The sequence below is a fragment of the Comamonas kerstersii genome (genome assembly GCF_008801935.1).
Classification (GTDB): Bacteria; Pseudomonadota; Gammaproteobacteria; order Burkholderiales; family Burkholderiaceae_C; genus Comamonas; species Comamonas kerstersii.
Genome location: NZ_VZOT01000009.1, coordinates 39,185 through 61,080 on the forward strand (window position 1 = coordinate 39,185; position 21,896 = coordinate 61,080).

Genomic DNA, 21,896 nt, shown 5'->3' on the forward strand with positions numbered 1-21,896 from the left:
GCTGCCCTTTGCCCCAGATCTCCTGCTTACTGATTCGCCGTAGCTTGCGCCTGCTGCTCGCGCAAGGCTTCTCCCGAAACCACAGAACTGGCTGTTTGCGACAGCGCTTCCTTGATTTTTTGCGGCGTGACAGGGTAGTGATAAAAGCGCTTGCCCACTGCATGGCTGAGCGCATTGCTGACCGCAGCCACCATGGGCACCATGCCCAGCTCTGCCAGCCCCTTGGGCGGCGATGTTTCTGACAAGGGCGGCAAGTAGTCTGCGGTTTGCGTCCACACCGCCACATCTCTGGCGCGTGGCAGCGTGTAGCGGTTGAAGTTCCAGGTGCCATTGCCCGGACCGTCTTCATAAAGCGGCAGCTCTTCCATCAGCGCATGGCCAATCCCCATGGCTGCGCCGCCCTGCAGCTGCCCGGAAACCAGCTCCGGAACAATCATGGTTCCCGGATCCATCAGCCCATGGTGACTCATCACCTGCACCTGTCCCGTAAAAGTGTTCACATTCAGCTCAACGATATAGGATGCAGGCGTATAAGTGGTGGGCCCAGCGCTGCTGCGCTGCGTGGGAGGATAGGTGGCACTCTTGCGCTTGATAAAGTCATATCCGGCTACGGTCATGCGGTTTTTCAGCGCAGCAGGCGCGCCATCGCCATAGCGCACGGCCAGCGCATCAATGGGCAGGTTGCGCAAGCCCACGCCCGGGATATCAAATTCTGCCCGCGCCCATTCCCAGCGGCTGTAGGTATGCACGGCCACCCCGGTGATCAGGCCCATTTCGTGGGCCTTGCGGGCCAGCTGCTCAAAGGCAATTGGCTTCATACCAGCGCCCCCCAAGCCATCTGGGCCAATGCGCAGATCAGCCAACTGCACATTGAAGCTGGACATGGCGCCACCGCCTGCCCCCTCGCTCCAGATCGCACGCGCTGCAGGCCACAAGGTGAACTCCAGCAAAAAGCGTGCTGCCTGGCGCGTGGCAAAGCCGATGTAATACACGCTCGACGACGAACTCATATCCGGCACGATGGATGGCACCCAGTAAGGATTGTTCTTGGAGTACTCATCCTGCAGCTTCTGGTCAGCCCAGGCACTGGTCAGTGGTAGTTCCGGAAACTCCGTCACGCCAAACTCCACTTCGTCCGGCGCTTTGCCCAGCGCTTGCCACACCATGACCTGCTGTGCCGTCGTCGCGCCCGTGCCAATTTCCTGCACGCAATGGCGCATGCTCAGCTTGCCGTTGCTGTCAAACTCCAGCACCAGAATGCTGGGGTCACCGCTGGAGCCATAGACTTGCTGCACCTGCGCAAAACCAACGCCATAGCGCTTGCCGGGGTTGGCCGCCTCAAAATCCGCCTTGGCTTTCTGGCGATTGACCCACAAAGGGTGCTTCGCTGCCAGATCCAGCATCTCCAGCAAGCGCGGATCACCCGCCTGCACGCCCCCTTGTGTGTTCTGCCAACCTTCACGCAAGGCATTGCGCCGGCGCAGCTCGATAGGGTCCAGCCCCAGTTCCCCAGCGATCTCGTCGACCATCACCTCGGTAACGCTCAACGACTGCAAGGAGCCAAAGCCCCGCATGGAGCCTGCCTCCACCGCGCGGGTGGCCAGCGCCACGGCGGTCAGATCAGATTTTGGAAAGTAGTAGATGGACTGCGCCCCACGCGCCGCCACGTGTGACACCGCCACCGACAGGTTTTCGCGGCCTCCGCCATTGCACACGTAGGCACCTTTGAGCACCTCGAACTTACCGGTCTTGCGATCTGCGGTAATGGTCACGTCCATCTCGATGGAATGGCGCTTCATGCCCAGCTGGAACTGCTCGTAACGATTGTTGGCCATACGCACTGGCATACCGTCGCTATACAGGCAGGCCGCAATCGCGTAGTACGGGAACACCGAATAGTCTTTGGAGCCATAGCCAACGGTGGAACCCGTCAGCAAAATGATGCGCTCCACAGGCGCCTGGCTATTGTCTTTGACCATGGCTGCCGCGCCGCTGGCCACACCTGCAGGTGACTGGGTCGCCGTCATGATGTACAGGCTGCGGTTTTTGGCGTCATACCAGGCCGTGCAGTTATCGGGCTCCATGGCACATGGGTCGATGGACTGTGAAAAACCACGGCGCGCCAGCACCAGCTTGTCTGGGTTGTTGCGTGCTTGCTCGATCTCATCCGCAATCAGCATGGCGGCATCCATGGCCTGCTCTGCCACGGTTGGATCCAGGCTGGATGCATGCAGGGAGTCCTCAAAGCCGCTGCCACGCTTGCGCTTGATGACCTCGGGCATGAAGAGTTCGCGGTCCGGCGTAAAAGGCGGCCATACCACCTCGTTGCCATCAAAAGCACCTTTGATGGAGCCGTTCTGGAAAGGCGCGAACAATGGTGCTTCGTAAGGCTGCGCCCCACCTATACGCACAAAGCGGCCTGCACCGTAATTTGCTGGAGGCTTGGGGCCTGTGAACTCTCCGTACTTGACCGCACTTTTCTCAAAAAGCAGTGCGCGCTTTGCGGCCTGGAAACGGTCAAAATCCTTGTAAAACAGGATGGCAACAGGGTGCCCCAAGAGCGGCGCTGTTTCACCAACCGGCAGCAGAATATGTTCGCCATAAAAGCCCTTGCCCATGCTGTCTGGTGCTTGCAGGCCTTTGTCTGCCAGGTCTTTTTGCAGCAGCAGCCGGTCTGGCTGCAAATCAGCGCCCAGCACGGATAGATCAATGCCTTCAAAGCGATGCTCCGCATCCGTGGCCTTGAGCATGAAGGCATAGCCCTGCTGTTCTGGCCAGCCCGGCAAGTCCTTGGCCCGGAAGTCAAAAGAGAAATTCTTCTCACCCGTCACTTTGCGGATGGCATCCCAGCGGAATTTGGGCTTGCCATTGCTGCCCATCCAGTCTGTGGGACTTGGGCCTGAGTTGACTTCCACCGCCTGCGCTGTTGGCAGGCGCCCCAGCAGCAAGGTGATACCGCCCACAGTACCTAGCTTGATAAAGTCCCGACGAGAAAATCCATTGGGGTGGGTACTTGCCACGTGCCTGCTCCTGAAATCGACTGAAATGATGTTGCGCTGCAGTGCTTAGAAACTATGGTCCAGGCCTGCAAACATTTGCTGTGCGGTGACGTTCTGGAAAGCAAAACCCGTTGCATAGGCTGCTATGACGTAGAACGAGGTGCGCTTGGAAAGGTTGTAGGTATATCCAGCGCTATAGATGTTCTGCTGGCGTTTGTCCAGGTTATAGGCGTTGTGAAAGCCGCTGCTTGCACGAGAGCCGCTCCAGCCCACCATCACGCTGGCAGCCGTACCAACAGGCACGGTGGCATTGAAAGTCAAACCCGTGGTTTTAAAGTCTGGCACATAGCCTGAGCCCCAGGTCGCAAAAGCTGGGTTGGACAGATAGGAACTCAGCGACGACTGGCGGCCATTGATGTCCTGCCCCACCGCAGCCCCCAGCGACACCGATTTAAGCTCATAACCGGCCACCGCCACCCAGGAGTGGACATTTTTGGCCCATGCGCTGGAGTGCAGGCGGTCATAACCCAGGCTCAGTGTCAGCGGGCCTTTGCTATATCCAATAGCACTGGTAATCAGCTTGATTTTTTCATCATTGCTTGTGCCGGATGAGCCCTTGGTATCAAAGGAGTAGCCCACCGAGAAATCCACACCGCTGAATGTTGGAGATTTATAGACAATGGTGTTGTTGGCTTTATTGGAGCCGGCAGCGCTGAAGATATTTTCAATATCCGCAAAGTTTTCTTCGTCAGAGATGCCGGCAATAAAACTGGCGTACTCTTGGATCGCATTACCCACGCGCCCCATGCGCACACGCCCCCACTCGTTGCTGGACAGGCCGACCCATGCCGTTTTGAAGTAATGGTTGCTGGAAGTGCTGCCATTGAGCACATTGAACCCGCTTTCCAGCTCAAAACTGGCCGTCAAGCCTTGACCCAGATCTTCCTTGCCCTTGATCCCCCAAGCGTTGCTATTCCAGATGCCGTTGAACAAGCCAGATTGGTGCACCTTCACACCCTCTGATTTGTTTTTCCAGGTCTGAAACCCATAAGCGGCATCCACATAGCCAAACAAGGTGATCGAGCTTTGTGCAGATGCAGTGCCTGCCCAAAAACCTGTGATGCACGCCATGCCGAGCAATATTTTTTTCATGCATTCCTCTCTCTTTGGTGCTGAATCAATGCGGCAAAATTCAAACTGGGTATTGGCGATGGTCGCTCAGTTCTCACGGGAATCTGCCAAGATTCTTTGGCCAACTATAGGAGCATGCTATTTCGCTTCATGTAGTAAAAATTCGATTTCAAGGGGCTGCCCCCATAACTTGTGACATATCAAGCACTTCAGCGGCACATTCACTTTGAAACTTCATTGCCTTGAAGCTTTACCCGCCTCAAGACCATGCCCCGCATGCCACCCAAGCATCGCCATGCTTCAGACAAAGCCTTGTTTCTGAAAACCGTTGTCTGTCTGGGCACAATAACGCCCTGCTCTTGAAGGCGAACCTGTGCCGCATACCTGTGCCGTATACGCAGTTGCTCCATTCTGAACTCCAAAAAGACGGGGAATTTGGCGTTTTTTGGGGTGCTACAGACGGTGCTACAGACCGCCAAAAATGCCAATGAATTCCAAAGAAACCAATACAAATCAAGAAGTTAAGCCTTATCCACGCATGAGCGTTGCGCCGATGCTGGATTGGACCGACCGACATTGCCGCTACCTGCACCGTCTGCTGAGCAAGCACACTCTGCTCTATACCGAGATGATCACCACGGGCGCCCTCATCCACGGCGATGTGGCACGCCATCTGCGCTTCAATGAGGAAGAGCACCCCGTTGCCCTGCAGCTGGGCGGCAGTGAGCCTGCCGATCTGGCCAAGGCCGCCAAGATTGGTCAGGACTGGGGCTATGACGAGATCAACCTCAACTGCGGCTGCCCCAGTGAGCGCGTGCAGCGCGGTGCCTTCGGTGCCTGCCTGATGAACGAAGCCCCGCTGGTGGCCGACTGCGTCAAGGCCATGCGTGATGTGGTCGATGTGCCAGTGACCGTCAAACACCGCATTGGCATCGACAAGATTGAGAGCTACGACTTTGTGCGTGACTTTGTGGGCACGGTGGCTGAAGCAGGGTGCGACACCTTTATCGTGCATGCACGCAACGCCTGGCTACAGGGCCTGTCGCCCAAGGAAAACCGCGACATTCCACCGCTGCGCTATGAAATCGTGGCCCAGCTCAAGCGCGAATTTCCGCATCTGACGATTGCCATCAACGGCGGCATCAAGACCGACGAAGTGGTGCAGCAGCAACTGCAGGCCGTTGATGGCGTGATGATTGGCCGCGAGGCCTATCACAACCCCTGGTGGCTCTCCCGCTGGGATGAGCTGTATTTTGGCGCGGAACCTTCAGAGCTGACCCACATGGATGTGGAACGCGCCATGGTTGCATACATGGAACGTGAAGCGCGCGAGCACGATACGCACTGGTATGCCATTGCACGCCACATGCTCGGCCTGCGCCACGGTCTGCCCGGTGCGCGCCGCTGGCGTCAAGTGTGGAGTGACCACCGCCTCAAGCATCTGCCCGCCAGCGAAGTCTCGGCCATTGCCAACACCAAGCCATCGACCGCTGAAGCCCAGTAAATCCCGCTGAAGGGCTCAAAGTCCTCTAAAAACATAGCTGCCAGCGCTTGCAAATGAAGCATTTCAGATAGGTATGCATTTGAAATGCTTATAAAACATGCGCTGGCAGCTATTATTTTTTATACCTTCCCAAGCGGCATGGTGTACACCTACAGACAGCCTGTCACCGCAGCGACTGCATCTGCAGAAATTGAGAGTTCCAAAGTGACCGCCCGTGCTTTATATTGCACTGCAACATTTAGCAGCGGACCTCACTATGCTCTACCAGATCTATGAAACCCAGCGTGCGCTGATTGAACCCTTTGCCGACTTCGTTCAGGCTACGTCCAAGCTCTACAGCAACCCCTTGCTGCCGCTGTCGCAGATGCCTTTTTCGCAGCGCATGGTGGCTGGTTTTGATCTGTTTTACCGCCTGGGCAAAGGCTATGAAAAGCCGCAGTTCGACATTCAGTCCGTGCCTGTCCATGGCGTCAATGTCACGATTTTGGAGCGCGTCGAAATCGATAAGCCGTTTTGTGAGTTGCGCCGCTTCAAGCGTTTTTCGGACGATCCGGCAACGCTGTATGCCTTACTGCAGCATCCGCCCGTTCTGGTAGTCGCCCCCCTGTCCGGGCACTACGCCACCTTGCTGCGCGACACCGTGAAAAGCCTGCTCAGCGACCACAAAGTCTTTATCACGGACTGGAAAAACGCACGCCAGGTGCCACTGGAAGAAGGTGACTTCCACCTGGACGACTACATCAACTACGTGCAGGACTTCATCCGCTATCTGCAAAAACAGTACGGTAACTGCCACGTCATCAGCGTCTGCCAGCCCACGGTGCCTGTGCTGGCCGCCATTTCGCTGATGGCCAGCCGTGGCGAGACCACCCCGCTGTCCATGACCATGATGGGCGGCCCCATTGATGCACGCCGCTCACCCACCGCCGTCAATGATCTGGCCACACAGCGCAGCTTTGAGTGGTTCGAAAACAATGTGATCTATCGCGTGCCCAGCAATTACCCCGGTGCAGGTCGGCGCGTCTACCCTGGCTTTTTGCAGTACACAGGCTTTGTGGCCATGAACCCCAACCGCCACGCCAGCAGCCACTACGACTATTTCAAGAACCTGGTCCAGGGCGATGACGCCAGCGCCGAGCAGCACCGCAAGTTCTACGACGAATACAACGCCGTGCTCGACATGGATGCCCACTACTATCTGGAGACGATTGAAACCGTGTTCCAGGAGTTCAAGCTGGTCAACGGCACCTGGGAGGTACGCGCACCCGATGGCACGATCGAGCGCGTCAAGCCTGAAGACATCAAGACCACGGCGCTCTTGACGATTGAAGGGGAGTTGGACGATATCTCCGGCTCCGGCCAGACCCACGCCGCCCACGACCTGTGTGCAGGCATTCCCAACGATATGCGGCTGCGCTATGACGTGATCGGCGCGGGGCACTACGGCATCTTCAGCGGTCGCCGCTGGCGCGACATGGTCTACCCCAAGGTGCGCGGCTTTATCTATGCCCACCAGCCTGCCTCCACTGACAGGCCCGATCCCCTGCAGCAAGGGGAATATGTGGCCGAAGCTGACATACCACGCTGATTTGCGCGACACTCTGGCCTCTTACAAGCCCCATCCACCGGCGCGGGACTGCCTGTGCCGCCACGGTCGTTGCTGAAAACTGCATGCCTGAGACACCTACCAAGCCAGCCCTGACAGGACTGGCTTTTTCCATTGATGCTGCCCTGCCACAGACGCAATGCCAGCGCTGCGGCTACCCTGATTGCGCCAGCTATGCCCAAGCCATTGCCAGCGAAGGCGCGCCCATCAACCAGTGCCCGCCCGGTGGCGAAGCAGGCATTGCCCGCCTGGCCGCCATTACCGGCCGCCCCGCTGAGCCGCTCAACCACAAATTTGGCATTGAAGGGCCGCTGACCGTAGCGCACATTGACGAAGACTGGTGCATAGGCTGCACGCTGTGCATCAAGGCCTGCCCGACCGATGCCATTCTGGGTGCGAACAAGCGCATGCACAGCGTGATCCCGCAGCACTGCACAGGCTGTGAACTGTGTATTCCTGTCTGCCCTGTGGACTGTATTTCTCTGGACGTCGTCAGTGGCGAGCGCACCGGCTGGGACGCCTGGTCTGCCCAGCAGGCCGAGCACGCCCGCCAGCGCTACCACGCCCACCAGCAGCGTCTGGCACGCAGCCAGCCAACGGTTACTGCGCCCAACGCCCAGGCTGCCGCGCCTGTCCCTGAAGTCGTGCCTGACAAAAAGGCCGCCATTGCTGCGGCGCTGGCCAAGGCACGCCAGCTACGCAAGAGCAACTGATGGAAGCTTCTGGCGCGGGGTGGCTGCCTGTGCCTGGCTCTGCGGCGCGCCATCTCCCACAAAGCTCTTGTAGACCCCGCAGCCCAGGTACACCCCATCCTGCTTGCACACGTAGGACATCTTGGTCTGCACTTTGCCTGTCGTGGGATTGGTAATGTCGTACTCCACCCAGCCAGCGCCCTGTTCGGCCTGCGCCACGATGGCTGCCAGCAGGGCATCGCCATCTACGCCAGACACATCCTGCACGCGGCTACCGCATTTCTCGGGATGGCCTCCAAAGGCCAGGTAGCGGCCACTGGCATCAAGCACAAAGACATACATGTCCCGGTCATGGAAGGGCTGCTGCGGGTCTGACAGGGCCTCCCAGTACTGCTGCAGCGGCATGCCCAGGCGCCGCAAAGCCACGGCGCGCTGCACCAGTGCTTCGGCCTCTACTGCCGTGCCCTGCTGCAGGCGAAAGCGCTCCACCACCCGCGACAGGGTCTCCGCACGCTGCTCCAGCGCCTGTGCCTCCTGCACCACACTGCGTACCATTTGCGCGTTTTCCTGCGTGACACGGTCAATGCCATGCACGGCCTGCTGGATCTGCGCCAGCCCCATGTCCTGCGCCTGCCCTGAGCCGGATATGGCCTCCACATGACCCGCGACCTGGCGAATGCCCTGGGCCACCTGTTGCATGCCAGCGCCTGCCTGGCGAATCAGCCGGGTACTGCTGGCCACCTGCTCTATGGAGTCCTGAATCAGATGCCGGATCTCCCGCGCTGCCTCGGAGGAGCGCTGTGCCAGGCTGCGCACTTCAGAGGCCACCACGGCAAAACCCCGCCCCTGCTCTCCTGCGCGCGCTGCTTCCACCGCCGCATTGAGGGCGAGGATATTCGTCTGAAAGGCGATGCCATCAATCACGGCAATGATCTCGGACATACGGTCTGCGCTGCGCTCAATCGCTTCCACAGAGTGCACCGCCTGTTCCATGACACCGCTGCCCTGCTCCACGACCTGGCGCAGCTGGGTGGTGTATCGGTCTGCCGCCACAGCCGCCTCGGCATTGTTCTGCACCACAGCGGTCACCTGCTCCACGCTCACCACGGTCTGCGTCACATTGCTGGCCTGCAGCTCGGTACGCTCCGCCAGGGCCTGGTTATCCTGCGTGAGTGCATGCCCGGCCTGTGTCACCAGTGCGGCATTGCTGCGAATTTCCGCCACCATGCTGGACAGCGCCACCACCATGCTGTCCAGCAGACGTGCCATCTCGCCGAGTTCATCCTTGCTGCTGGCTGTGATGCGGTGGGTCAGATCGCCATGCGCCGCCTTGTCCATGGCCTTGAGCAGACGTGCCACCTCATACGAAAAATTGCGATAGACGCTATAGAGCACAAACAGGAAGAGCAATCCACCTGCCGCAGCCACCGCCCCTTGCAGCGCCACGTTCTGTGAAAAAACCGCCGTTGCCCATAAGGCAGCCATGGCCGCCAGCCCACTCACAGCTACACAGCCCAGTTTTCCTGCCAGCTTGCAGCGCCTCAAGATCCACAGCATCTCCGCCCTCGCCTTTGATTGGTATTGACCCCAAAGTTTGTAATCCCATGGTGCTGGCGCTGCCTCAGGAGTTTTCCTAGCCGGGCACGTAATCCTCAAGCAAGCCAATGCTGCATTCATGCTTTTTTTGCATTTAGAATGCAAATTTACGCATGATGCGCATGAGCGCTTGTATTGATATCCCATAATGTGCGGATCATGAATCCCCTGCTCCAACACTTACAGCCTTATCCATTTGAACGGCTGCGTCAACTGTTTGCGGGGGTCACCCTTCCCTCGCATCTGAGACCTATCAGCCTGGGTATTGGTGAGCCTCGCCATGCCACGCCCCACTTTCTTACCGAACAGCTGACCGCCCATCTGGACGGGCTTGCCAGCTACCCTGCCACAGCGGGTTCCATGGAGCTGCGCCAGGCCTGCAGCCACTGGCTGCAGCGCCGCTATGGCATTGCCGTGGATGCCGCCACGCAGATCTTGCCTGTCAATGGTTCGCGCGAGGCGCTGTTCTCATTTGCCCAGACCATCATTGACCCCACCCAGCCCGGCGCTACCGTGCTGTGCCCCAATCCCTTCTATCAAATCTATGAAGGGGCCACCCTGCTGGCCGGTGCCCAGCCCTGCTTTGTGCCGAGCGACCCGGCGCGTAACTTCGCCGTGGACTGGGACAGCGTGCCTGCCGATGTCTGGGCCAAGACGCAGCTGATCTATGTATGCTCGCCCGGTAACCCCACGGGTGCGGTCATGCCGCTGGATGAATGGCAAAAGCTGTTTGACCTGTCTGACAGGTACGGTTTTGTGATTGCCTCAGACGAGTGCTATAGCGAAATCTATTTCCGCGATGAGCCGCCGCTGGGTGGCCTGGAAGCCGCCGTCAAACTGGGGCGCACCGACTACCGCAACATCGTAGCTTTTACCAGCCTGTCCAAGCGCTCCAACGTGCCCGGTCTGCGCAGCGGCTTTGTGGCGGGTGATGCCCAGCTGCTGAAATCTTTTCTGCTCTACCGCACCTACCACGGTGGCGCCATGGGCCTGCCTATCCAGCATGCGTCGATGGCCGCATGGTCGGACGAAGCCCATGTGCAGGAAAACCGCGCCATGTACCGCGAAAAGTTCGCGGCGGTCATGCCTATTCTGGAGCCTGTCATGGACGTGCGCCTGCCAGATGCCAGCTTTTACCTGTGGCCACGCATTCCCGATGCACTGGGCATGAGCGACACGGAGTTCGCCCGCGAACTGCTGGAATCCACGAATGTCACCGTGCTCCCAGGCAGCTATCTGGCACGAAACGTGCATGGGTACAACCCTGGTGCGCAGCGCGTGCGTCTGGCTCTGGTGGCAGAGACTGCAGAGTGTGTGGAAGCCGCGCAGCGCATCGCTGACTTTATTCAAAAGAAACTGAAATAGACCATGACCCAACAACTGCAACAAATCATCGACTCCGCCTGGGACAACCGCGCAGAAATTTCTGCCAAGTCGGCCCCCAAGGAAGTGGTGGAAGCCGTGGACTTCGCCTTGAACGCACTGAACAGCGGTAAGTTGCGCGTCGCCAGCCGTGAAGCTGTCGGTCAGTGGACCGTGCACCAGTGGCTCAAGAAAGCCGTGCTGCTGTCTTTCCGTCTGAATGACAACAAGCTGATGCAGGCCGGTGATCTGAATTTCTTCGACAAGGTTCCTACCAAGTACGAAGGCATGAGCGAGGCTGACATCGCTGCCACCGGCGTGCGCGTGGTGCCTCCTGCCGTGGCTCGCCGCGGCTCCTTCATCGCCAAGGGCGCCATCCTGATGCCTTCCTATGTGAACATCGGCGCCTATGTGGATGAAGGCACGATGGTGGACACCTGGGCCACCGTGGGCTCCTGCGCCCAGGTCGGCAAGAACGTGCACCTGTCCGGCGGCGTGGGCCTGGGCGGCGTGCTCGAGCCCCTGCAGGCCAACCCCACCATCATTGAAGACAACTGCTTCATTGGTGCGCGCTCGGAAATCGTGGAAGGCGTGATCGTGGAAGAAAACTCCGTGATCTCCATGGGCGTGTACATCGGCCAGTCCACCCCCATCTTCAATCGCGAAACCGGCGAAATCAGCTACGGCCGCGTACCTGCGGGCTCCGTGGTGGTCTCGGGCAACCTGCCCAAGAAGACCAAGGACGGCAAGGACTACTCCATGTACGCAGCCATCATCGTCAAGACGGTGGATGCCAAGACACGCTCCACCACCAGCCTGAACGACCTGCTGCGCGACTGATAGACGCGCCGCATTGCGCTCTTGATACGCCTCAAACGCCTAGGTATGCCCTAGGCGTTTTTCTTGGTTTTTTTGTTGCACACTCAGGGGCATTCTGGTTTCACACAACAATGAGGCGAGGGTAAACCTATGGGCATGATGGAGCGCTTGCTACGCTTGATGGCGGAGAAAAAAGCTTCGGACATTTATCTGTCTGCAAGCTCGCCAGCACTGATCAAGATTGATGGTGTCTGCGTACCCATCAACAACCAGCTGCTCAGTCCAGACACCCCGCGCGCCTTGCTGGCCGAAGTCGTCAAACCGCAAGACATGGAAACCCTGCAGGAAACAGGTGAGCTCAATATCGCCGTTCCGCTGCAAGGCGTAGGCCGTTTTCGTATCAGCGCCATGCGCCAGCGCGGCACCACTGCCGTAGTGATTCGCTTTATCTCCCAGCAAATCCCCAAACTGCATGACCTGCAGCTGCCTTCCATTCTGGAGCAGCTGGTGCTGGAAAAGCGTGGATTGATTCTGGTCGTCGGGGCAACAGGTTCGGGCAAGAGCACCACGCTGGCTGCGATGATCGACAGCCGCAATGAACAGAAAACGGGCCATATCCTCACGATTGAGGACCCGATTGAATTTCAGTTCAAAAACAAGCGCTCCATCGTCAACCAGCGTGAAGTGGGCTCTGACACCCAGTCACTGCAGACTGCGCTCAAAAACGCGCTGCGCCAGGCACCGGACGTGATTCTGATCGGCGAAATCCGCGACCGCGAGACCATGTCTGCCGCCATTGCCTACTCCCAGTCTGGCCACCTGGTGCTGACCACCCTGCACGGCAACAACTCTTACCATGCACTCAACCGCATTCTGAGCTTCTACCCCGTAGAGGTACGTGCCACCATGCTGGGCGATCTGGCTTCATCCCTCAAAGCCATCATTACCCAGCGCCTGCTGCGCACGACCACTGGCTCACGCGTTCCAGCCACTGAGGTACTGCTCAACACCAAACTGGTGTCTGAGCTGATTGAGAAAGGTGACTTCTCCGGTGTGCGCGACAACATGGAAAATTCCATGGCCGAAGGCTCTCAGACCTTTGAAGAAGACATCGCGCGCCTCATCACTAATGGCACAATTGAGCGCAGTGAAGGCTTGGCCAACGCAGACTCACCCACCAACCTGATGTGGCGCCTGCAAAACGCACCTCAAGGCAATGTGCAGCCCCTCCGCACGGAGGTACGCGCCCCTGCTGATGAGACTTCTGCGGTTCCGGCCCTGCCGGCGTTTGACAGCGCATTGCTCAACACCTGAAAAGCTCCGTGACAGTTGTCAGGGGGCACAGACTGCAGTTGTATGCTGCAGTCTCGTCTGGATTCCTTTTATGTCTCGCACCCTGCAACTGGCTGAGCAATTGATCAGCCGCCCCTCCGTCACCCCTGAAGATGCGGGCTGTCTGGAGCTTTTAGCCGACCGCCTGCACGCGCAGGGCTTTACCTGTGAACGTCTGGACGGAGGCCCTGACACTTTCCGCGTTCACAACCTCTGGGCTATCCGCCGCAGCCAGCACCCCAACGCCAAAACCCTGGTCTTTGCAGGCCACACCGATGTGGTGCCCACAGGCCCTGTCGAGCAATGGTCCCACCCGCCATTCACCCCTACCTACCAAGACGGCAAGCTCTTTGGTCGCGGCAGCAGCGACATGAAGACATCGATTGCCGCCTTTGTGGTCGCGGCAGAAGAGTTTTTGGCAGATAACGCCGAGACTCCGTTGAATATTGCCTTCTTGCTGACCAGCGACGAAGAAGGCCCCGGCCATGATGGCACCAAGATCGTGGTCGAAGCGCTGCGCGAACGTGGCGAGCCACTGGAGTGGTGCATCGTAGGCGAGCCTACCGCAGTGAAGCAGACAGGCGACATGATCAAAAACGGCCGCCGCGGGTCGCTGAGCGGTCGCCTTACCGTGGAAGGCATTCAGGGCCATATCGCCTACCCACAACTCGCTCGCAACCCCATTCACCACGCCCTGCCTGCGCTGGCAGAACTGGCCAGCATCGAGTGGGACCAGGGCAATGCGTTTTTCCCGCCCACCAGCTGGCAGATCAGCAATATGCACGGCGGCACGGGCGCGACCAATGTCATCCCTGGCGAAGTCGTGATTGACTTCAACTTCCGCTACAGCTCGGAAAACACGGCCGAAAGCCTGAAGCAGCGCGTCAAATCCGTGCTGGACAAGCATGCGCTGGAGTATGACCTGGCCTGGGCGCTGTCTGGCGAGCCCTTCCTGACCACGCCTGGCGATCTGGTCACTGCTGTACAGCAAGCAATTCGCGCTGAAACCGGGCTGGAGACTGAGCTTTCGACCAGCGGCGGCACCAGCGATGGCCGCTTTATCGCCAAGGTCTGCCCACAGGTGATAGAACTCGGCCCACCGAACGCCACCATCCACAAGATCGACGAGCACATTGCCGTCGCCGATGTGGAACCGCTGAAGAACATTTACCGCCGCGTGCTGGAAAACCTGCACGCACGCCTGCAGCCTGCTGCACTGGAACAAGGAGCCGCTGCATGAGCCACGCTTACACCCTGCCCCACGGCAACACCGTGGGTGAATTGATTACAACCGGCGCTCAATGCCTGGAACAAGCTGGCGTAGGCTTTGGCCATGGCACCAGCAATGCCGAAGAAGAAGCCATCTGGCTGGTGCTGTTCAAGCTCGGCTTGCCTATCGACGCTCCACTGGGCGACGAAGAAGCTTCTGTAGAAAATCAGGCTGTAACGCCCGAGCAGCAAGCGCTGGTAGCTACGCTTTTTAAAGAGCGTATCGAGACACGCAAGCCTGCGGCCTATTTGACGAATGAAGCCTGGCTGATGGGCGTGCCGTTTTATATCGACGAGCGCTCCATCGTGCCACGCAGCTTTATTGCAGAGCTGCTGGCCGACGGATCCATCGACCACTTCCTCTCGGACAAGACCAAAAACGTGCTGGACCTGTGCACGGGCAACGGCTCGCTGGCCTGCCTGGCCGCCATGGCCTACCCCGAGGTCAACGTCACCGGCGCGGATATTTCCACGGATGCACTGGCTGTGGCCCGCATCAATGTTGACAAGCACGGTCTGCAGGAGCGCGTGACGCTGGTGGAAACCGATGGCCTGTCTAAGGTACCCGGCCCCTGGGACCTGATCCTGTGCAACCCGCCCTATGTGAATGCCGACAGCATGTCCAAGCTGCCTGCCGAATACCTGGCCGAGCCAGAACTCGCGCTGGCCGGTGGCACAGACGGCATGGACTTTATCCGCCAGCTGTTTGCCGATGCACCTGCCTGCATGACAGAAGACGCCGTGCTGGTGCTGGAAATTGGCAATGAACGCCCCTTCTTTGAAGCGGCCTTCCCCGAGATGCTGGTCTACTGGCTGGACACCAGTGTGGGTGAAGATGCCGTACTGCTGGTCACACGCCAGGAACTGCTGGCCCATGCCCAGCGCACGGCACAATAAGTTCCACACCAGCTTGGAATCATTTCAAGCCTTTTTGGCCTCTAGCGCTTATGCAGCAAGCGCTAGCAGCTATTAAATTTTTAACACCCGCATGATTTGCAACATCTGCGGGTGCGCTTTTTTCTCAAATCTCGATGATTACCCTGAAAAACGTCACCCTGCGCCGTGGCACCAAAGTTGTGCTCGACAGCGTCAATGCCACCATCAACCCCGGCGAGCACGTGGGTCTGGTGGGGCGCAACGGGGCAGGCAAGTCATCGCTGTTTGCCCTGCTCAATGGCACGCTGCATGAAGACGGCGGCGACTTTTTTATCCCTCCGACCTGGCGCATGGCCCAGGTGGCCCAGCACATGCCAGAAACCGACGAATCTGCCACACAGTTTGTGCTGGACGGCGACACACGCCTGGCTGAAGTGCAGGCGCGCCTGAAAGCCGCAGAAGCCTCTGGCGACGGCATGGCCATTGCCCAGGCCCACGCCGACCTGGCCGATGCCGGTGCCCACGATGCCACCGCGCGTGCGCAGGCCCTGATTCTGGGATTGGGTTTCAAGACCAGTGAGCTGGAGCACCCGGTCAACAGTTTCTCCGGCGGCTGGCGCATGCGTTTGCAGCTGGCTCGCGCGCTGATGTGCCCTTCGGACCTGCTGCTGCTGGACGAGCCCACCAACCACCTGGACCTGGACGCCCTGGTCTGGCTGGAAGCCTGGCTCAAGCGCTACCCCGGCACCATGATTGTGATTTCGCACGACCGCGAGTTTCTGGATGGCGTCACCTCCGTTACCTTTGAACTGGCCAGCGGCAAGATCACGCGCTACGGCGGCAACTACAGCAAGTACGAAGAACTGCGCGCCCAGCAGCTGGAGCTGCAGCAGGCTGCTTTTGACAAGCAGCAGGACAAGATTGCCCACCTGCAAAAGTTCATTGACCGCTTCAAGGCCAAAGCCACCAAAGCCAAACAGGCCCAAAGCCGCATGAAGCAGATCGAGCGCATGGAAAAAGTAGCACCTGTGCTGGCCGATGCCGAGTTCACCTTTGAATTCAAGGAGCCCGCCAACCTACCCAACCCCATGCTGGCGATTACCGATGCCAGCTTTGGTTACACCGACGATGCAGGCAATGAAACCGTCATCCTGCGTGGTGTGAACCGCTCGGTGCTGGCCGGTCAACGCATCGGCATTCTGGGTGCCAATGGACAGGGTAAATCGACCCTGGTCAAAACCATTGCGCGTACCATGCCTGCGCTCGGCGGCAAGGTCACCGAGGGCAAGGGCCTGAACATTGGCTACTTTGCCCAGCAGGAACTGGACGTACTGCGCCCCGATGAAGACCCGCTGCAGCACATGACGCGCTTGGCCAAGGATCTGGGTGCCGATGCCCCTGCCGCCAGCCGTGAGCAAGACCTGCGCAACTGGCTGGGCACCTTCAATTTCACCGGAGACATGGTCAAGCAACAGGTAGGCAGCATGAGCGGCGGCGAAAAGGCGCGCCTGGTGCTGGCCATGATTGTCTGGCAGCGCCCCAACCTGCTGCTGCTGGACGAGCCTACCAACCACCTGGACCTGGCTACCCGCGAAGCACTGGCCATGGCCATCAATGACTTTGATGGCACGGTGATGCTGGTCTCCCACGACCGCCACCTGCTGCGCGCCGTGTGTGAAGACTTCTGGATGGTGGGGCGCGGCGTGGTCGGCCCGTTTGACGGCGATCTGGACGACTACCAGCGCTATCTGCTCGATGAGTCCAAGCGCCTGCGCGAAGAAGCCAAGCATGCCGAGCTACAGGCAGCCGCTGCCGATGCACCTGCACAGGACGCGGCTGCACCCCAGATGGATCAGCGTGAAGCACGGCGTCTGGCCGCACAGGCGCGCCAGCAGCTGGCGGAAAAAACCAAGCCGCTGAAAAAAGAGTTGGAGCAGGTAGACAAAAAAATGGCCGCGCTGTCTGCAGAAAAAACGCAGCTGGAAGAAAAGCTGTCCACGCAAATTCCACCCGCAGAAATTGCTGAAGCCGGCAAGCGGCTCAAGGCGGTGGGCGATGAGCTGGACACACTGGAAGAGCGCTGGCTGGAGCTGAGCGAGGAGATCGAACAGCTCACCCAGCAAGCACAGGTCTGGGCGCTTAACCAATGACTGCCAGGCCGATCATCCACCGGCTTGGCAGTCACTGGACTGGCCCTTGACAGGGACAGTCTCTCAGGGCTGCGCCTGTGTGCTGTGCTTATGCTTATGCGGATGCAATGGACTGAGCCAGGCGCTCAATCGCCGCATCACTCAGGTCATCCACTTCCCATGAGCTGCGTTGGTCCCACTGCACAAAGTGCTTGGACTGTGAGCGCTCGTACAGCGGGTCGTAATGCAGGTGCATGAGCTCGTCAAACAACGATGGCAACGCACGAGCCTGCGCCCATTCCTGCCAGCGTGTCACGGTGGCATTGCCCTGGATTTCCTTCAGGAAGGACAGGCGTTCACAAAGCTTTTCTACGTCATCGCCCAGGTAGGCATAGTCGCGCAGCAGATAGCTCAGGCGCGCTGAGGCGCTGGCCTGAATCTCTACCACCGCCGACTGGCGCATGCACTGCACCAGCACCAGAGGCAGTGCCACGCGGCCAATCTTGGGGCTTTCGCCTTCCAGGTAGACGGGACGGCTCAGGTCCAGCGCCTTGAGCTCGCCAGCCAGCAAGGTCTCGAAATGCTTCTGACTGGGCTGTGCAACACCAGGCAGACTCCCGAGCAAGGAGCCCTTGTGGCGCGCCAGCCCTTCCAGGTCAATCACCTGCTCGCCCAGCTGCTTCAGCGCATGCAGCACGCGGGTTTTGGCGCTGCCCGTAGCTCCGCAGAGCACACGCATCTGCATCTGTGGAACGATGGATTCAATGTCGTCCACCACCTGACGGCGGAAAGCCTTGTAACCACCGGCCAGCTGCTGGGCATCCCAGCCCACCAGACGCAACCAGGTCACCATGGAACCGCTGCGCAGCCCCCCGCGCCAGCAATAGACCAGCGGTTTCCAGTTGGCAGGCTTATCGGAAAACGTTTCGTACAGGTGCTTGGACAGGTTGGCTGCCACCATGGCAGCGCCCAGACGCTTGGCTTCAAATGGGCTGACCTGCTTGTAAATCGTGCCGATGGTGACGCGTTCTTCGTTGCTCAGCACGGGGCAGTTGATAGCGCCCGGGATGTGATCGAGCTCGAATTCCGCTGGAGTTCTGGCATCAATGATGGTGCTGTAGCTGTCAATTTCCGTGACGCGCACGGGTTGTCGATGGGACATCAGTTAGTCAACGCTTCTCATATGGCCCTTGAGACTTCGTACGATCGACATCTCAAAGCCCAGCAAACACAAAAGGAAGGTCGAACTCGACACACCCATGAACCGTATGGCGCAAGCATACGGATTCACAAATCCCCTCGCCGCTGCATTACCTCCGGCTGCTATGGAAGCCGCAGCAAGTAAGACTGAGCCTGACAGGCAATTCAGGGATTTACATATGTATACCTAATTTCAAAACGTGTAAGTATTGAGCTGCATTCTCCAGTCTTCGGTATCGGATAAAGGTCTATACGTGGTCTTGTATGAGACATAACTCTAGAATGCGCCGCACAAGCGTCAAGTTTTAAAAAGGTAACCCCATGGTGCAATTCTCCAGACGCCAGTTCATGAAAGTGACTGGCTCAAGTCTGGCAGCATCCAGCTTGGCGGTAATGGGTTTCTCGCCCACTGCTGCACTTGCGGAAGTTCGCCAGTACAAGTTGACCGCCGCCACAGTGACACGCCAGACGTGTACTTACTGCTCGGTAGGCTGCGGCATTTTGATGTATTCGATGGGCGACGGCACGCTCAACAACAAGCTGTCCGTCATTCACGTCGAAGGTGACCCAGATCACCCAGTGAACCGCGGCACACTGTGCCCCAAGGGCGCATCGCTGCTGGACTTTGTTCACAGCCCCAGCCGCCTGCAGTACCCCGAGTACCGCGCTCCTGGTTCCAGCGAGTGGAAGCGTATCTCCTGGGATGAAGCACTGGATCGCATCGCAAAGCTTCTGAAGGAAGACCGCGATGCCAACTTCATCGAAAAGAATGAAAAGGGCCAAACGGTTAACCGTTGGGTCACTACCGGCATGCTGGCGGCTTCGGCCTCCAGCAACGAAGCCGGTTATGTCACGCACAAGGTAGCCCGTTCCTGGGGTCTGCTGGCGCTGGACAACCAAGCACGTGTCTGACACGGCCCAACGGTGGCAGGTCTTGCCCCAACATTTGGCCGTGGCGCTATGACAAATCACTGGGTTGACATCAAGAACGCTGATGTCATCCTGATCATGGGCGGTAACGCTGCTGAAGCGCACCCCTGTGGTTTCAAATGGGTTACCGAAGCGAAGGCGCACAACAACGCGCACTTCATGGTAGTTGACCCCCGCTTTAACCGTTCTGCCGCTGTGGCCGATTTCTATGCCCCTATCCGTTCGGGCTCGGACATCGTGTTCCTCGGAGGCATCATCAACTACCTGTTGACGAACGACAAGATCCACCACGAATACGTGAAGAACTACACAGACTTCTCGTTCATCGTGCGTGAAGACTTCGCGTTCGACGAAGGTATCTTCTCGGGCTACAACCCTGAAACTCGTACCTACGACAAGGCTTCGTGGGATTACGAACTGGGCGAAGATGGCTTCGTGAAGGTGGACCCCACCCTGCAACACCCTCGTTGCGTGTACCAGTGGCTCAAGCGCCATTACGCTTCCTACACCCCTGAAAAGGTGGAAAGCGTCTGCGGTACGCCCAAGGAGAAGTTCCTGCACGTTGCAGAAAAGTTTGCTTCCACAGCGCAAGCTGGCCGTGTTGCAACCATCATGTACGCCCTGGGCTGGACACAGCACACCATCGGCGCACAGATGCTGCGTACTGGCGCCATGATTCAGCTGCTGTGCGGCAACATCGGTGTGGCCGGTGGTGGTATGAACGCGCTGCGCGGTCACTCCAACATTCAGGGCCTGACCGACCTGGGTATTCTGTCCGCTTCGCTGCCTGGTTACCTGTCGCTGCCTAACGAAGCTGAGCAGGAATACTCCAAGTACATCGCTGCACGCACCCCTAAGCTGCTGCGTCCCGGCCAGATGAACTACTGGCAGAACACGCCCAAGTTCCATGTGAGCTTGATGAAGGCGTGGTGGGGCCCTGCTGCAACTGCGGAAAACAACTGGGCTTATGACTATCTGCCCAAGCTGGACATGCAGTACGACATGCTGCGCATCTTCGACCTGATGGTGCAAGGCAAGGTCAATGGCTACATCGCCCAAGGCTTCAACCCTCTGGCGGCTCTGGCCAACTCCAACAACGTGCGCGAAGGCTTGAAGAAGCTGAAGTTCCTCGTTGTGATGGATCCGCTGGTTACAGAAACTTCCGAGTTCTGGAAGAGCTACGGCGAGTTCAACGATGTGGACAGCGCCTCCATCCAGACCGAAGTGTTCCGTCTGCCTACGACCTGCTTCGCTGAAGAAGACGGTGCAGTAGTGAGCTCTTCGCGCGTGCTGCAGTGGCACTGGAAGGCTTCCGAACCTCCAGGAGAAGCCCGCACCGACATAGCCATCATGTCGGGCCTGCACCTGCGTCTGAAGAAACTTTACGAAACCGAAGGCGGCAAGTTCCCTGACCCTATCGTCAACCTGTGGTGGCCTTACGCCCGTGCAGACCATCCTACTTCCGAGGAAATCGCCAAGGAATACAACGGTCGCGCACTGGTAGACCTGAAGGATGCCAACGGCAACATCATCCGCAAGGCGGGTGAACAGCTGAGCGGCTTTGGAGAGCTGCGTGATGACGGTTCGACCGTGGGCGGTTGCTGGATCTGGTCCGGCTGCTGGACATCGTCGGGCAATCAGATGGCTCGCCGTGACAACAGCGACCCAACAGGTATCGGCAATACGCTGAACTGGGCGTGGGCATGGCCTGCTAACCGCCGCGTGCTGTACAACCGTGCCTCGGCTGACCGCCAGGGCAAGCCATTCAATCCGAACCGTGTTCTGATCGAATGGAACGGCAGCAAGTGGGTCGGTGCAGACGTACCAGACATCGCTCTGACAGCCAACCCTGAAGTGGTGAATCCGTTCATCATGAACCCCGAGGGCGTGGCTCGCTTCTTCTCGCGCAAGGGCATGAACGACGGTCCATTCCCAACGCACTACGAAGCGTTCGACAACCCACTGGGCTACAACCCCATGTACCCCAAAAACAAGCTGGCAGTGATCAACCCTGCTGCTCGTATCTTGAAGTCTACCGAAGGCACTCAGGGCTCGCCCGAAGAGTTCCCGCACGTGGGTACGACCTATCGTTTGACCGAGCACTTCCACTACTGGACCAAGCACGTGCAGCTGAACAACATCATTCAGCCACAGCAGTTCGTGGAAATCGGTGAAGCGTTGGCCAAGGAACTGGGTATCGAAGACAGCCAGATGGTGAAGGTCTCGTCCAAGCGTGGCTTCGTGAAGGCAGTTGCCGTGGTGACCAAGCGCATCAAGCCTCTGCAGATCGACGGCAAGACCATCCACCAGGTGGGCGTGCCCATCCACTGGGGCTTCTCGTCGACAGGTCGTAAGGGCTATCTGGCCAACAACCTGACTGCTTCGATTGGTGATGCCAACAGCCAAACCCCTGAATCCAAGACCTTCCTCGTGAAGGTTGAGAAGGCATAA

General features: G+C 58.6%; 14 protein-coding genes. 10 read left to right on the plus strand and 4 right to left on the minus strand.

What is annotated here, in order from left to right; genetic code table 11:
• Nucleotides 1-26: 26 nt before the first annotated feature.
• Together F7P80_RS12350 and F7P80_RS12355 are read right to left on the minus strand one after the other, a co-directional pair.
• Nucleotides 27-3,020 carry a xanthine dehydrogenase family protein molybdopterin-binding subunit gene (locus F7P80_RS12350; RefSeq protein ID WP_211372033.1) on the minus strand — a complete coding sequence of 998 codons (2,994 nt, stop codon included), beginning with the start codon at nt 3,018-3,020 and terminating at the stop codon, nt 27-29.
• 45 nt (nt 3,021-3,065) lie between these two features.
• On the minus strand, nt 3,066-4,151 hold the full coding sequence (locus F7P80_RS12355) for a porin (protein ID WP_151045081.1): 1,086 nt from the start codon (nt 4,149-4,151) through the stop codon (nt 3,066-3,068).
• Between the two features lie 517 nt (nt 4,152-4,668).
• Here F7P80_RS12355 and dusA point away from each other — a divergent pair.
• From dusA to F7P80_RS12370, 3 genes are all read left to right on the plus strand, one after another.
• Nucleotides 4,669-5,634, plus strand: coding sequence for a tRNA dihydrouridine(20/20a) synthase DusA (gene dusA / locus F7P80_RS12360; RefSeq protein WP_249041462.1), 966 nt, complete (start codon nt 4,669-4,671; stop codon nt 5,632-5,634).
• 256 nt (nt 5,635-5,890) lie between these two features.
• Nucleotides 5,891-7,222, plus strand: coding sequence for a polyhydroxyalkanoate depolymerase (locus F7P80_RS12365; protein ID WP_151045085.1), 1,332 nt, complete (start codon nt 5,891-5,893; stop codon nt 7,220-7,222).
• 83 nt (nt 7,223-7,305) lie between these two features.
• Nucleotides 7,306-7,953 carry an RnfABCDGE type electron transport complex subunit B gene (locus F7P80_RS12370; RefSeq protein WP_151045087.1) on the plus strand — a complete coding sequence of 216 codons (648 nt, stop codon included), beginning with the start codon at nt 7,306-7,308 and terminating at the stop codon, nt 7,951-7,953.
• On the opposite strand, the gene F7P80_RS12375 is transcribed toward F7P80_RS12370, so the two are convergent.
• Complete coding sequence (locus F7P80_RS12375; RefSeq protein ID WP_077345042.1) at nt 7,936-9,489, minus strand: methyl-accepting chemotaxis protein; 1,554 nt, start codon at nt 9,487-9,489, stop codon at nt 7,936-7,938. The genes F7P80_RS12370 and F7P80_RS12375 overlap by 18 nt on opposite strands.
• Before the next feature lie 198 nt (nt 9,490-9,687).
• On the opposite strand from F7P80_RS12375, the gene dapC reads away from it, so the two are divergent.
• From dapC to F7P80_RS12405, 6 genes are all read left to right on the plus strand, one after another.
• Nucleotides 9,688-10,893, plus strand: a complete 1,206-nt coding sequence (dapC, locus tag F7P80_RS12380) for a succinyldiaminopimelate transaminase (protein ID WP_151045090.1) — start codon at nt 9,688-9,690, stop codon at nt 10,891-10,893.
• 3 nt (nt 10,894-10,896) lie between these two features.
• Complete coding sequence (dapD, locus tag F7P80_RS12385; RefSeq protein WP_151045092.1) at nt 10,897-11,730, plus strand: 2,3,4,5-tetrahydropyridine-2,6-dicarboxylate N-succinyltransferase; 834 nt, start codon at nt 10,897-10,899, stop codon at nt 11,728-11,730.
• Nucleotides 11,731-11,859: 129 nt separating this feature from the next.
• Nucleotides 11,860-13,023, plus strand: coding sequence for a PilT/PilU family type 4a pilus ATPase (locus F7P80_RS12390; RefSeq protein WP_054066336.1), 1,164 nt, complete (start codon nt 11,860-11,862; stop codon nt 13,021-13,023).
• A gap of 70 nt (nt 13,024-13,093) precedes the next feature.
• Nucleotides 13,094-14,281: a succinyl-diaminopimelate desuccinylase gene (gene dapE / locus F7P80_RS12395; RefSeq protein ID WP_151045094.1), complete on the plus strand. Its 1,188-nt coding sequence runs from the start codon at nt 13,094-13,096 to the stop codon at nt 14,279-14,281.
• Entirely contained in the window at nt 14,278-15,207 is a 930-nt protein-coding gene (gene prmB, locus F7P80_RS12400; RefSeq protein ID WP_054066334.1) for a 50S ribosomal protein L3 N(5)-glutamine methyltransferase, read from the plus strand. The genes dapE and prmB overlap by 4 nt, the downstream gene beginning before the upstream one ends.
• A 134-nt stretch (nt 15,208-15,341) precedes the next feature.
• Nucleotides 15,342-17,336: an ABC-F family ATP-binding cassette domain-containing protein gene (locus F7P80_RS12405; protein WP_151045096.1), complete on the plus strand. Its 1,995-nt coding sequence runs from the start codon at nt 15,342-15,344 to the stop codon at nt 17,334-17,336.
• Between the two features lie 94 nt (nt 17,337-17,430).
• Here F7P80_RS12405 and mnmH read toward each other — a convergent pair whose 3' ends face one another.
• Entirely contained in the window at nt 17,431-18,477 is a 1,047-nt protein-coding gene (gene mnmH, locus F7P80_RS12410; protein ID WP_054066332.1) for a tRNA 2-selenouridine(34) synthase MnmH, read from the minus strand.
• A gap of 359 nt (nt 18,478-18,836) precedes the next feature.
• On the opposite strand from mnmH, the gene fdnG reads away from it, so the two are divergent.
• Nucleotides 18,837-21,896, plus strand: coding sequence for a formate dehydrogenase-N subunit alpha (gene fdnG / locus F7P80_RS12415; RefSeq protein WP_151045098.1), 3,060 nt, complete (start codon nt 18,837-18,839; stop codon nt 21,894-21,896).